The organism is Aminobacter sp. HY435, assembly GCF_027568395.1.
Classification (GTDB): Bacteria; Pseudomonadota; Alphaproteobacteria; order Rhizobiales; family Rhizobiaceae; genus Aminobacter.
This window is the reverse complement of the sequence record NZ_JANKZL010000004.1, coordinates 61,183-74,337: the sequence shown is the minus strand read 5'-3', so window position 1 is coordinate 74,337 and position 13,155 is coordinate 61,183. Positions and strand designations below refer to the sequence as shown.

Below are 13,155 nucleotides of genomic sequence, written 5' to 3'. Positions count from 1 at the left end.
GATGGCAGAACGCCTCACAAAAACGGGGGCTCGAAACGTCTTCTACGGCGGTTCGATCTTCTTCTTCGCAATCTTCGTCGGGTTGACGGCCCACAGCCACTATTACATCCGCACGACCTCGACGGACGAGAAGACGCTGACGGACTCCGTGGCGCGTGGCAAACACGTCTGGGAAAAGAACTCCTGCATCAACTGTCACACGATCCTGGGCGAGGGCGCCTATTTCGCGCCCGAGCTGGGCAATGTGTGGAAGCGCTATGGCGGCGAAAGCGACCCTGACGGTGCGCGCGACACGCTCAAGGCCTGGATGGCGGCGCAGCCCTCGGGGATCGAGGGCCGCCGCCAGATGCCGCAGTTTCACCTCAGCGACGAGGAGTTGAACGACCTTGCCGATTTCCTCGAATGGACCAGCCGCATCAAGACCCAGAAGTGGCCCCCGAACGTGGCAGGCTGAGGCGCCAAGGAGAGAGACATGAAATACCAAACGCAAAAGGTCGCGATGACCTATTTCTACGGCGCGCTGGTCCTGTTTTTGGCTCAGGTCGCCTTCGGCGTTCTCGCCGGGACCATCTATGTGCTGCCCAATACGCTGTCCGAGCTGCTGCCGTTCAACATCATCAGGATGATCCACACCAACGCGCTGGTGGTCTGGCTTTTGATGGGCTTCATGGGCGCGACCTATTATCTGCTGCCCGAGGAAACCGAGACCGAGCTCTTCAGCCCGAAGCTGGCGATCATCCAGTTCTGGATGTTCTTCGTCGCGGCGGGCGTGGCCGTGGTCGGCTACCTGTTCCGTATCCACGAGGGCCGCGAGTTTCTCGAGCAGCCCTTCGTCATCAAGGTCGGCATCGTCGTCGTGGTCCTGATGTTTCTGTTCAACATCACCATGACGGCGCTGAAAGGGCGGAAGACGACGATCACCAACATCCTGCTGTTCGGCCTGTGGGCGCTGGCGATCTTCTTCCTGTTTTCGTTCTACAACCCCTCCAACCTCGCACTCGACAAGATGTACTGGTGGTACGTCATCCATCTCTGGGTCGAGGGCGTGTGGGAACTGATCATGGCGTCGGTGCTGGCGTTCCTGATGATCAAACTCAACGGCGTGGACCGCGAGGTCGTGGAGAAATGGCTCTACATCATTGTCGGCCTGGCGCTGTTCTCCGGCATTCTTGGCACTGGCCACCACTACTACTGGATTGGCGCGCCAGGCTACTGGCAGTGGATCGGTTCGCTGTTCTCGACGCTTGAAGTCGCGCCCTTCTTCTCCATGGTCGCGTTCACCGTCCATATGACCTGGAAGGCGGGACGGAACCATCCCAACAAGGCGGCATTGCTTTGGTCCATCGGCTGTTCGGTGATGGCATTCTTCGGCGCCGGTGTCTGGGGCTTCCTGCACACGCTGTCGTCGGTGAACTACTACACCCACGGCACGCAGGTTACTGCCGCGCATGGACACCTCGCCTTCTTCGGCGCTTACGTGATGCTCAATCTCGCCATGATGGCTTACGCCATCCCCGAGATTAAGGGACGCGCACCATACAACCAGTGGCTCTCGATCGTCAGCTTCTGGATGATGGTCATGGCCATGTCGGTGATGACCTTCGCGCTGACCTTCGCGGGTGTCGTCCAGGTGCATCTCCAGCGCGTGCTGGGCGAGAGCTTCATGGACGTGCAGGACCAGCTCGCGCTGTTCTACTGGGTGCGCCTCGGTTTCGGCGTTGTCGTGGTCGTCTCCGCGCTGATGTTCATGTGGGCCGTGCTCGTGCCCGGCCGCCAGCGCAGCGAGAAGCCGGCCCGCATCCTGCAGCCAGCCGAATGACTGTCCGTGCATGGCCCCGGAGCATTCCGGGGCCATGCACCCCATGCCTGCCTTCTCCTCCGGAGTTCCTCCCATGACAATCGCATTACCTATCCGTCCCGCCGCCGACGCGCCCGCCTACTACAGCCCCTCGGCCAATGAATGCAGCTTGTTCGAACACGCCTGGGCACGGCGCTTGCCGCTACTGCTCAAGGGGCCGACCGGCTGCGGCAAGACCCGTTTCGTCAGTCACATGGCGGCGAAGCTTGGGCTGCCACTCTCGACCGTATCCTGCCACGACGACCTGGCCGCGGCCGACCTCACCGGGCGCTACCTGTTGATGGGCGGCGATACCGTCTGGGTAGACGGGCCGCTCACCCGCGCAGTGCGCGAGGGCGGCATCTGCTATCTCGATGAGATCGTCGAGGCACGCAAGGATGTCGCCGTGGTGCTGCATCCCCTGACCGACGATCGCCGCATCCTGCCGCTGGAACGCACCGGTGAGCAATTGATGGCTCCGGCGAGTTTCATGCTCGTCGTGTCCTACAATCCCGGATACCAGAACCTCCTGAAAAGCCTGAAGCCGAGCACTCGTCAGCGTTTTGTCGCCATCGAGTTCGATTTCCTGCCCAAGTCCGAAGAAATCGCCGTGGTGTCGGCCGAAAGCGGCCTTGCTGACACCCAGGTGGCGCCGCTTGTCGAATTGGCCCGGCGCATTCGCGCGCTGAAAGGACATGACCTCGAGGAGGGCGCGTCGACCCGTCTGCTTGTCTATTGCGCCAGCCTGATCGACGCCGGCGTGCCGGTGCGCGAGGCCGTGCTTGCCGCGATGATCGAGCCACTGACCGACGAGCCTGACGTCAAGACAGCCCTGATCGAACTGGCCGATTCCCTGATCCGCTGAGGGGCCTGCCATGCTGGATTTCCTTGAGCTGGAGGAAACGGTCGGCCGCGCCTGGCACCGCCTGATCGGCCACGTCCAGACCTGGCCGCGCCATCCGGAGCATGCGGTGAAACTGGCTGCAGTGCAGCCTGTGCTGGCGATCTGCTTCCGCGGTTTTGGCGGCGAGGGGGCCGTCCAGGTCGCTGCAGTTCGCGGCAAGACTTCTGGCCATCGCCTCAATTGGCGGCAACGCATGGGGCTCGGCGAGGAAAAGCTCGCCCAGCCAGCGCGCGACGGCTCGTCCCTTATGCTGCCTGCATCGATCGACCTGTTCCCCGACAGGGCACTCAACCGCGACCTCTATGTCTGGCTGGTTGCCTATATGGCGGCGATGCCGCTGGATTCCATCGCGGAAACGGATCCCTTGCTGCGCGACCTTGCAGTGCTTCGGCGCGCGGAAGACACGACGGCCAGAGTCGTGGCAGCTCTTCCGGGACTTGGACGGCGCTACAGCCGCCTTGCCGCGGCAACGCTTGCTGCCCGCCAGCGCGGTCCGCTGCCCACGGTTGAAGCGCAGGTCGAAGGGCGCGTGGCGCGCCTGCTGAGACAGCAGGCGGGACTGCCCGACGATACGCTGCCCGTGATCTTTCCCCACCGTGCCCCGGCGGGATACTTGCCGATGCTGCCCATACCGTTATGGCCTGATGCCTTGCTGCGCGCCGAGACCGCGGCCCGTCGTGGCGAGGACGAGCCCGTCACTGGCGGCCGTGAGGCTGGCGGCGACGAAACCGAACGGAAGGTCGCCGTCCGAGAAAACGCGGATGCACGCACCGACGAGCGCAGCCCTTTCATCCTCAATCGCTTCGAGAAGATCCTTGCGATGGCCGAGATGGTCAATGTCGACCGTCCGTCCGACGACAGCGACGACGATGCCAAGGCGGCCGAAGACCTTGACGACATGACACTTGGCGAGCGCAAGGGCCGTCCCGCGTCGCGCTTTCGCTTCGACCTCGATCTGCCGCCGGAGGCGCTGGACCGGACGCCGCTGACGGCGGAGCGGACCTATCCGGAATGGGATTTCCGCTCGGGCACCTATCTACCCGATCATTGCCGCGTGCTGGCAGCACCTGCTTCGGCGCTAGGCAGCACAGCCGAGCCGGACATCGAAACGAGACGCCTCATTCGACGCGTGCGTCGCCAGTTTGAAGTGCTGCGGCCGCGCCGCGAAGTGCTGCGCGCCCAGCTCGACGGTGCCGACCTCGACCTCGATGCGGTGGTGCGCGCCCGCACCGACCTTGCCGCCGGCGGGCAGGGCAGCGACCGTATCCATCTGATGAGCCGGCCGCAGGTGCACGACCTTGCCGTCACCATCCTTGTCGACGTGTCGCTGTCGACTGATGCCTGGTTCGACAACCGACGCGTGCTCGACGTCGAGAAGGAAGCCCTGCTGATCCTGGCCAACGGGCTCTCCGCCTGTGGCGACAATCACTCGATCCTGACCTTCACGTCGCGCCGCCGAGACTGGGTCCGGATCGAGTCGGTGAAGGCTTTTGACGAGCCGATGGGAGCGACGGTAGAGGCCCGCATCGCGGCCTTGAAGCCGGGCTACTACACCCGCATCGGCGCGGCCATCAGGCACGCGAGCGCCGAGCTCGGCAAGCAGCCCAACCGGAAGAAGCTGCTTCTGGTGCTGACCGACGGCAAGCCCAACGACATCGATCACTATGAGGGACGGTTCGCGCTCGAGGACAGCCGCCGCGCGGTGGTCGAGGCGCGACGCATGGGGCTCGGCGTCTTCGGCGTGACGGTCGACCGCGAAGCAAAGTCCTACGTTCCGGCGATGTTCGGCCAAAACGGCTATGCGCTGGTCGGCAACATCGGGCGGCTGCCGGCAGCGCTTCCCGCCATTTATCGCAGCCTTGCAGGCTAGGGGGACAAGGCCGCGATGGCGAAAGGCCCGGCGCGCCAGAGCCGGGCCTTTTTGCGTGGGGGTGTTTCGATGGATTCGGAACAATAAGCGCCCCGCTCCTTAGCGCCCCCTCTGTGCTGCAGGACAGAGGGTGGCGCGAAGGAATGCGACCTTTCAGAGACAGTTCAGCAGCGGCAGAACGCTCGCCCTATGCCGCCTTGCTGTGCGTGCGCGTCGACTGGTCGATATATGCGTCGAAGGCCGCGGCGACTGCACGGATGACAAAACGATGTTCCTGACTGACGCGGATCATGCTGCCCGTATGGTGGACCACCTCATCGCCAGCCAGATCCGCCAGCCTTTCGTTGCCGGCAAGCAGCGCTGACGTATCGAAATCGTGGGTTTGGCCGACCGCCGCAATGTCGACCTCGAAGTCGCACATCAACCGCTCTATGATCTCGGCTCTCACCTTGTCCTCGTGGGTCAGCCGATAGCCCTTGGCCGTAGCCAACTCCCCGTCGGCAATCCGCTGGGCATACAGTCCTGGCGCCACCTCGTTCTGAACATAGCCGTGCTTCATGCGGCCGATGGCAGAAGCGCCGAAGCCGATGAGCGTCTCGCAATTGTCCGTGGTGTAGCCCTGGAAATTGCGTCTCAGATGACCTGACTCCTGCGCCTGCACCAGATCGTCTCCGGGCAGGGCGAAATGGTCGAGGCCGATTTGGCGATAGCCGGCGGCGACCAGCGTCGCGGCAATCGCCTCCGCCTGTTCGTTGCGCGCGGCCCCGTCGGGCAGGGCATTTTCGTCGATCATGCGCTGATGCTTCTTGAAGGAGGGGATATGCGCATAGCCGAAAACGGCGAAGCGGTCCGGCAGCATTTCAATGGCTGCATTGGCCGTATCGATGCAGGACTGCACCGTTTGATGCGGAAGCCCGTAGATCAGGTCGAAATTGATGCCGCCCACTCCCGCGCGGCGGAGATTGTCAGTGGATTCCGCCGTTTCCTTCCGACTCTGGATTCGGTTGATTGCCTTCTGCACCACCGGATCGAAGCTTTGCACGCCGAGGCTGGCGCGGGTGACGCCTGCTTGCCCCAGCGTCTGCGCCATTTCAGGCGTCAGCCGACGCGGGTCGATTTCGACAGCGATCCCGGTCGTATCGGAGAAGGCGTAGCGCTTCCTCAAGAGCCCGACGAGTTCGAGGAATTCCGCGGGCGAGATGATGGTTGGCGTGCCACCGCCGAAATGTACCTCGCCAACCGGGAGGCGGTGCTGGATGCGTTCGGCAACCATCCGGATCTCGTCACGCAGCACGGCGAGGTAGTCGAGGATCGGGCGGTCCTGCCGGGTGATTGTCGTGTGACAGCCGCAATACCAGCACATCGATCGGCAGAACGGGATGTGCAGATAGAGCGAGACGGGATCCTTGCCGGGCAGTTGCTCGAGCCAGTCGCCATAGGAGTCAACGCCGATCATTGGCGAGAAGCGGGGCGCGGTCGGATAGCTGGTGTAGCGGGGGAGGCGAGCGTCGCCGTACTTTTGCAGGATAGACTGGGACATCGGGCACCTATGTTTTCGCCGATTGTCTTACCCGCCTCGTTGTCCTGCCATCGTTGTTCCAACGCAACAAGCGTCGCCTGGACTGCTGTTTCTTCCGGTTGTTTGCGCTTGCACAATCTGCGGCCGCGCATGCCGCATTAGGTTGCCCCCGCCTGTCGAGAATGGAGCTGGCCCCTCTCGGCATGGGTTTAGTTGGAGGCCGCAGGACAAAGCTACATGGCAGTTGCAGACAACGATTCCATCCCCGTCATCGACGTTCGGGCCATCCCCCGTCCCGAGCGGCATCCCCGGATTTTTGGACAGATCGAATCCTTGGCCGAAGGCGGCTCTTTCGTGCTCATGAACGATCATGACCCGCGTCCGCTGCACTATCAGCTGGAGGTGAGATATCCCGGACTTTTCGATTGGGAATATCTGGAGCAGGGCCCAGAAACCTGGCGCGTCCAAATCGGACGACGCGCTCAGTCGGGCTGCGGGTGCTGCTGCGGCGACGACTGACGGATTGCGGTGCGGGCGCGCAATGGCCCCGCACCGCTCCACTGCCTAGTGGACCGAGACCAGTTCTTCCAGACTGCGGCTATTGGGACAAAACTCCGCATAGGTCGCCGCGAACGACGAGTCCTTCAGTCGGTCATTGCAGCGCCGCCGCTCCGGGCAGAGCATGCACGTCCGGCGCATGTCCTGGTTCCATTCCGGATGGCGGGCCTCGAACTTGTCGTAATCCACACCCACTGACCTGAACGCCTCCGGCAGCAGGATGCTTGACGCGAAGGCAAACCGCATTGCGGTTGCGAAATCTGTGGTTGTCATGCCGACCTCGAGAAGCAATCTGCTGCGCTCGCGTTGATCTAGACCTTCCACTTCGCGGAAAGTCCTTCGACGCTCCCGCCAATCCTGGTAGCGCTCAACGGCCGAACTCCAGATTGCATACGCCTTAACAATGGGAACAGTCATGGAAGCCTTCTCCTCCTTGGGTCACCATGGCAACTCGAATTGCCGTTCCTAGCGTGTCGCGAACGTCCTTTCGTTGTGCTGGAACAAAGACTCATGATCCCCGCCGTCCGCTGTGCGGCAGGCAAGGCGCGCCTATCTGGTCCAATGCCACACCTCTCGCAACCACCAACGCGCCACCAGGAAACGGAACCTGTTGCAGCGCCGCTCCGTCGTTCGGCTCCGAAAATCCCCCAGTGAAGTTTGCATCGTCTCGCCTCGTATTGTCCGTCAGAAGACTGGACATGCGGCAACTGGCTGCATGTCAGGTCTTCGCCACATACGGGAAACCGGGGCCAACTTCTTTGTCGCTGCGCAAGGAAGCGCATGTCGAATCTTGCTGAAGTCGCTGCCACAAATGGAGTGTGGCGATGAACTCAACTTTCGACGTCAGCAATCTGCCAGCTGCAAAGAAGCGGGCGGCAGTGTTGTCGATCTTCGACGGTCTCAATCCTGGCGAGGCGTGTGTGGTCGTTTGTGACTTCGATCCAGGCAAGCTATCCCGTCAATTTGACGCATTTTTCGACAAAGAGCATAGCTGGGTCTGTCTGCAGGCGGGGCCGCCCTATTGGCTCATTGAGATCGGCAAGCGGGCAGCCGAGCCGCTGCCCGGTTGACGCGGCCGTCATACGGCAAGGAGCCGTTCCGCCCGTTTTTCGCCGTCGCTTCGCTGGATGCGCTTGTCGGAGCCGCGATTTGGACCCCGGCGTTGTCATGGGCACAGCCGTGGCTTGCGGGCCTGTCGGCCGGCGACTGGCATCGCCAAGTTCTGCTGTACGGCACGTTTCCCGCCATGCTCGCGGGCTTCCTCTTGACGGCCCTTCCGCGTTGGACCGGGCGGGCAGGGCCGCGGAACGCGGTGTCGAAATTCCTTCTCGCCCTGTGGATCGCCGCGCGCGGATCGTACGTCCTTGGGCCGCACGGCAGCGGGCCAGCTATCGCTGCGGTTTTCCTGTTCGCGCTCACCCTGACGACGGCGGGGAGTGTTATCGCCTCGAGGGACCGTCGGAACTACAAGATAGTCCTGCTGCTATTCGGTTTCTCTGCAAGCGCAACCATGACCGCGGCATCATATCAAATTGAGCTCACGCTGCGTCTGTCGCTCGCAACGATGACGGGCCTGCTGATGGTCGTGGGCGGTCGGGTCATCCCTGCCTTGACGGCCGCGTATCTCTGCAATTCCGGTGCTCAGCCAGTCTCCGCTCCGGTGGCAGTTGTAGAGAAGGCATCGGCGGTGGTTGCAGCGTTGGCGCTCACTTTCTGGATCGCAATGCCCAACGGACAAGTCACCGCCGTCGCCTGCGCGGCATGTGCCTCGCTCCAGCTGGCGCGGGCGACGCAATGGCGAGGCTGGCGGGTTCGTCTGCCCGCAGCGGTCGCGGCGCTCCATGTGGGATACTGTTGGATCGGACTGGGTTTCGCCCTGCTGGCCCTCCACATATTGGCGCCGTTGTATGCCAGCACAGCGGCCGCGGTGCATGCCTGGACCGTAGGGGCGTTCGGAACGATGTCGCTGGCAATCATGGGGAGCATGATCCGGAAGCACAGCGGACTCGCTTTTGCCCGGTCAATTCGCGCCACGGCAGCCTACACCGCAATGACGTGCGCGGCGGTCGTTCGCGTTGGGGGTGAACTTCTCCCCGGTATCGCTTCGGTGTGGTTGGCGTCGTCAGGCGGGCTTTGGCTCGTTGCGTTTCTGCTATTTATCGCAGCGTTCCATCAGCCATTGCTCGTCCGCCGATGCCCACCGGATCGCTAGACGCTGCCTCGTCAAGTTGCAGTGGAACTCTTGGGGCCTTGGCCGTGATCAGTTCGGCATCGGTTGCCGCGAACGTCCCATTCGAACGTCTGCCTCGATCAAATCGTCAAGATCCTGGGTATAATACGCTGTCTCTGCTACCTCCGGAATAGTTGAGATGGATTCGTTGCGAATGCCACTTTTTTGGCTAGTCTGGGGCGATGAAAAGAAAAGACCCGTGTGGGAGCATGCAGCCGTGATTGGCAGTTACGTTCTAGACATAAAGACGATCTAAATAGCTTGTCGCAGAGGTACCAAGGATGTCGGACACGCTCGACATCTAGGGAGAGGTTTCATGGCTCAAGACACACCCGATGAAGCGTTGGTGCCCGACATGCGGCGCAAGCGACGCAATGAGCTTTTCGCCTTTCTTGTTCTGGCCTTTGGAATCTGGCCCGTTGTGGCCGTCGGAGTGGTTGGCGGCTACGGATTTCTTGTCTGGATGTTTCAGATCATCTTTGGCCCACCCGGGCCGCATGGCGGCTGAGGCGCGGACATGGGCACCGCCGAGATAACCAGACGTTCGTTCCTTACCGCACGCACGTCATTGCCGCCTGAACTTCTGGCACGTCCGCCGGGGGCGGTGGACCTTCATTCGTGCACGGGGTGCAACGCCTGCGTCGAGGCCTGTCCTGCGGTGATCGTGTCGCTCAAGGACGGCTTGCCGTTTCTGGATTTCGCCGGCGGCGAATGCACCTTCTGCGGCAAGTGTGCCGCCGCCTGTCCCGAACCTGTGTTCGTCGGCGACGTTCCGCGCCGACTTCTTTCTGCCGTCTCAATCGGCCCGTCGTGTTTCGCCCAAAATGGCATTGCGTGCCAGTCGTGCCGGGACGCGTGCCCGGAAGAAGCCATCCGGTTCCGTCCCCGCGTGGGGGGCCCGTTCCTGCCTGAGCTGGATGAAGCTGCCTGCAGCGGCTGTGGGCGCTGCATCAGCGTCTGCCCCGCGGGCGCGATCACGGTCGCGGAACGCCGCAAGGAAGTAGAACATGCCTGACAGCGTCCGCACTCGCCATATCTCAAGCGCTGTGATCTCCGCGCTGCCCCAAAAGGCGGACAGCGTTGCTGTCCTGCTTGCGGCAATGGAAGGGGTCGAGGTCAGGGCCAGGCACCAAGGCAAGATTGTCGTCGTGATTGAAGGTGACAGTACCGGAGCAATGGGCGACTGCCTGACACGGATGGCGTTGCTTGACGGGGTGGTCGCGGCGAACATGGTTTTTGAACACATTGAAGAAGCGGAGGTCCCGGGACAATGACGACCGAACTGACACGGCGCGAGGTTCTGAAGGCCCATGCGGCTGGCATCGCGGCTGCCGCAGCCGGAATCTCCTTGCCGGCTGCCGCGCAGCCGGTCCCCGGTGGGGTGAGTGCCCTCGAGATCAAATGGTCGAAAGCGCCATGCCGTTTCTGCGGCACCGGGTGCGGGGTCATGGTCGGGGTCAAGGAAGGCCAGGTCGTTGCCACGCATGGCGACATGCAGGCGGAGGTCAACCGTGGCCTGAACTGCGTGAAAGGGTACTTCCTTTCCAAGATCATGTACGGCGCCGACAGGTTGACCACGCCGCTGCTTCGCAAGCGGAACGGGGTCTTCGACAAGGAGGGGGAATTCGAGCCAGTCTCCTGGGACGAAGCCTTCGACGTGATGGCCGAGAAGTGCAAGCAGGTGCTGAAGGAGAAGGGACCGACCGCCGTCGGCATGTTCGGCTCCGGCCAGTGGACGATTTTCGAAGGATACGCAGCGACCAAGCTGATGCGGGCAGGGTTCCGCTCCAACAACCTCGACCCCAATGCGCGGCATTGCATGGCGTCCGCTGCCTACGGGTTTATGCGGACATTCGGCATGGACGAGCCGATGGGCTGCTACGATGACTTCGAGGCCGCCGACGCTTTCGTTCTGTGGGGTTCGAACATGGCGGAGATGCATCCGATCCTGTGGACGCGCCTTGCGGACCGCAGGCTTGGGCATCCGCATGTGAAGGTCGCGGTCCTGTCGACGTTCACCCACCGCAGCATGGATCTGGCCGACATCCCGGTGATCTTCAAGCCGGGGACCGACCTGGCGATCCTCAACTACATCGCAAACCACATCATCACGACGGGCCGCGTCAACGAGGCGTTCGTACGCGACCATACGACTTTCATGAAGGGCACCACCGACATTGGGTACGGACTCAGGCCCGAGCACCCGCTGGAGGTCGCGGCAAAGGGAGCGGCCGACGCGGGCAAGATGGAGCCCATCGGCTTCGACGAGTTCAAAGTCTTCGTGGCGGAGTACACGCTGGAAAAGACTGTCGAGCTTACCGGGGTCGAACGCGAGTTCCTGGAGGAGCTTGCCGAGCTCTATGCCGACCCGGCCCGCAAGGTCATGTCGCTCTGGACGATGGGATTCAATCAGCACGTCCGCGGCGTGTGGGCCAACCAGATGGTCTACAACATCCACCTGTTGACGGGCAAAATCTCGGAGCCGGGCAACAGCCCGTTTTCGCTGACCGGCCAGCCGTCGGCGTGCGGAACCGCCCGCGAGGTCGGGACCTTCGCACATCGCCTGCCCGCTGACATGGTGGTTACCAATCCCGAGCATCGGGCGCATGCCGAGGAAATATGGAAGCTGCCGCACGGTCTGCTGCCCGACAAACCCGGATACCACGCCGTCGAGCAGGACCGGATGCTCAAGGACGGCAAGCTCAATTTCTACTGGGTGCAGGTCAACAACAACGTCCAGGCCGGGCCGAACAACAGCCAGGAGACCTATCCCGGCTACCGCAATCCCGACAACTTCATCGTCGTGTCGGATGTCTACCCGACCGTAACCGCCTTGAGCGCGGACCTGATCCTGCCGGCTGCCATGTGGGTGGAGAAGGAAGGCGCTTACGGCAATGCCGAGCGCCGAACCCATGTGTGGCACCAATTGGTGCAGGCGAAAGGGGACGCACGGTCCGACCTCTGGCAGTTGGTGGAGTTCTCGAAGCGTTTCACCACGGACGAGGTCTGGCCCGCGGAGATCCTCGATGCGAACCCCGAATACCGTGGCAAGACGCTGTTCGACGTTCTCTTCCGCAACGGCAATGTGGACAAGTTCCCGGTAGCGGAAATCAACCCTGAATACGAAAACGTCGAGTCCAAGGACTTTGGCTTTTATCTGCAGAAGGGCCTGTTTGAGGAGTACGCTGCTTTCGGCAGGGGCCACGGCCATGATCTGGCGCCCTACGATCGCTACCACGAAGAGCGAGGCCTGCGTTGGCCCGTGGTGGACGGCAAGGAAACGAGGTGGCGGTACCGCGAGGGTTATGACCCTTATGTCAAGCCGGGCGAGGGGGTGCGGTTCTACGGCCGTCCGGACGGCAAGGCGGTCATCCTGGCCGTGCCTTACGAGCCGCCGGCGGAATCGCCCGACGACGAATTCGACCTGTGGCTGGTGACTGGCCGCGTGCTTGAGCACTGGCATTCGGGCTCGATGACCATGCGCGTGCCAGAGCTCTACAAGGCGTTCCCCGGGGCGCGGTGTTTCATGAACGCCGACGATGCGCGAAAACGCGGTCTCAACCATGGCGCCGAAATCCGCATCATCTCGCGCCGGGGCGAAATCCGGTCGCGGCTGGAAACGCGAGGCCGCAACCGCATGCCAAGCGGAGTGATCTTCGTGCCATGGTTCGACGCTAGCCAGTTGATCAACAAGGTTACGCTCGACGCTACCGATCCCATCTCCAAACAGACGGATTTCAAGAAATGCGCGGTCAAGATCGTATCGGCCGCTTGATCAAGCGGCACAAGCTGGCGGTGGCGCTCGCTGCCGTCGTTCTCCTCACAGGGACTGCGGCGATCGCCCAGATGGCCTCGGAACTGACGGGAGCGACTCCGCCAATGGAGTCACTGCCCGCCGACCCCCTGCCCAAGTGGGTCGTTGACGACGTCCGCAAGATGCGAGCCTATCCTGACCAACCTCCGGTCATCCCGCATTCGATCGAAGGCTATCAGCTCTCGGTCAACACCAACCGCTGCCTGTCGTGCCACAAGCGCGAGTTCACCCAAGGGTCGGGCGCGCCTATGATCAGCGTCACCCACTACCTGACGCGCGAAGGCCAGATGATCGCCGACGTGTCGCCGCGGCGGTATTTCTGCACGGCGTGCCACGTGCCGCAGGCGGACGTGAAGCCACTGGTGGAAAACCTGTTCAAGGACATGAGCGAGATGGGCGTCGAACCCGCCGGGAGCGAGTGAA

Annotated in this window: 14 protein-coding genes; 12 read left to right on the top strand and 2 right to left on the bottom strand. The window is 62.5% G+C overall.

All coding sequences use genetic code 11. The features are described from left to right. Window position 1: 1 nt before the first annotated feature. From PCJ21_RS05380 to PCJ21_RS05365, 4 genes are all read left to right on the top strand, one after another. Window positions 2-454 (top strand): c-type cytochrome, encoded by a 453-nt coding sequence (locus PCJ21_RS05380; protein ID WP_269930352.1) that lies wholly within the window; start codon window positions 2-4, stop codon window positions 452-454. 18 nt (window positions 455-472) lie between these two features. Next, the gene (locus PCJ21_RS05375; protein ID WP_269930351.1) at window positions 473-1,819 is read left to right on the top strand and encodes a cbb3-type cytochrome c oxidase subunit I; all 1,347 of its coding nucleotides are present in this window, start codon (window positions 473-475) and stop codon (window positions 1,817-1,819) included. 73 nt (window positions 1,820-1,892) lie between these two features. Then, on the top strand, window positions 1,893-2,702 hold the full coding sequence (locus PCJ21_RS05370; RefSeq protein ID WP_269930350.1) for a CbbQ/NirQ/NorQ/GpvN family protein: 810 nt from the start codon (window positions 1,893-1,895) through the stop codon (window positions 2,700-2,702). A 10-nt stretch (window positions 2,703-2,712) separates the two neighbouring features. Beyond that, entirely contained in the window at window positions 2,713-4,611 is a 1,899-nt protein-coding gene (locus PCJ21_RS05365; protein ID WP_269930349.1) for a nitric oxide reductase activation protein NorD, read from the top strand. A gap of 187 nt (window positions 4,612-4,798) precedes the next feature. Here the strand turns inward: PCJ21_RS05365 and hemN are convergent, their stop codons facing one another. Further along, entirely contained in the window at window positions 4,799-6,151 is a 1,353-nt protein-coding gene (gene hemN / locus PCJ21_RS05360; protein ID WP_269930348.1) for an oxygen-independent coproporphyrinogen III oxidase, read from the bottom strand. 216 nt (window positions 6,152-6,367) lie between these two features. Between hemN and PCJ21_RS05355 the strand changes: the two genes are divergently transcribed. After that, window positions 6,368-6,649, top strand: a complete 282-nt coding sequence (locus PCJ21_RS05355; protein ID WP_269930347.1) for a DUF2249 domain-containing protein — start codon at window positions 6,368-6,370, stop codon at window positions 6,647-6,649. A gap of 45 nt (window positions 6,650-6,694) precedes the next feature. Here the strand turns inward: PCJ21_RS05355 and PCJ21_RS05350 are convergent, their stop codons facing one another. After that, on the bottom strand, window positions 6,695-7,105 hold the full coding sequence (locus PCJ21_RS05350; protein ID WP_269930346.1) for a hypothetical protein: 411 nt from the start codon (window positions 7,103-7,105) through the stop codon (window positions 6,695-6,697). 407 nt (window positions 7,106-7,512) lie between these two features. Between PCJ21_RS05350 and PCJ21_RS05345 the strand changes: the two genes are divergently transcribed. The 7 genes from PCJ21_RS05345 to PCJ21_RS05315 all read left to right on the top strand — a co-directional run bounded on the left by PCJ21_RS05345 (window position 7,513) and on the right by PCJ21_RS05315 (window position 13,154). Further along, window positions 7,513-7,758, top strand: a complete 246-nt coding sequence (locus PCJ21_RS05345) for a DUF2249 domain-containing protein (protein WP_269930345.1) — start codon at window positions 7,513-7,515, stop codon at window positions 7,756-7,758. Next, window positions 7,755-8,900: an NnrS family protein gene (locus tag PCJ21_RS05340; protein WP_269930344.1), complete on the top strand. Its 1,146-nt coding sequence runs from the start codon at window positions 7,755-7,757 to the stop codon at window positions 8,898-8,900. The genes PCJ21_RS05345 and PCJ21_RS05340 overlap by 4 nt, the downstream gene beginning before the upstream one ends. Before the next feature lie 373 nt (window positions 8,901-9,273). After that, window positions 9,274-9,426, top strand: coding sequence for a periplasmic nitrate reductase, NapE protein (napE, locus tag PCJ21_RS05335; protein ID WP_154386989.1), 153 nt, complete (start codon window positions 9,274-9,276; stop codon window positions 9,424-9,426). A gap of 9 nt (window positions 9,427-9,435) precedes the next feature. Further along, window positions 9,436-9,933: a ferredoxin-type protein NapF gene (locus PCJ21_RS05330; protein ID WP_269930342.1), complete on the top strand. Its 498-nt coding sequence runs from the start codon at window positions 9,436-9,438 to the stop codon at window positions 9,931-9,933. Next, a complete protein-coding gene (locus PCJ21_RS05325; RefSeq protein WP_269930341.1) occupies window positions 9,926-10,192 on the top strand; it encodes a chaperone NapD in 267 nt (88 codons plus the stop codon). Before PCJ21_RS05330 ends, PCJ21_RS05325 begins: the two co-directional genes overlap by 8 nt. Next, window positions 10,189-12,693 (top strand): periplasmic nitrate reductase subunit alpha, encoded by a 2,505-nt coding sequence (gene napA / locus PCJ21_RS05320; protein WP_269930340.1) that lies wholly within the window; start codon window positions 10,189-10,191, stop codon window positions 12,691-12,693. Before PCJ21_RS05325 ends, napA begins: the two co-directional genes overlap by 4 nt. Beyond that, on the top strand, window positions 12,663-13,154 hold the full coding sequence (locus tag PCJ21_RS05315) for a nitrate reductase cytochrome c-type subunit (RefSeq protein WP_269930339.1): 492 nt from the start codon (window positions 12,663-12,665) through the stop codon (window positions 13,152-13,154). Before napA ends, PCJ21_RS05315 begins: the two co-directional genes overlap by 31 nt. Window position 13,155: the final 1 nt, after the last annotated feature.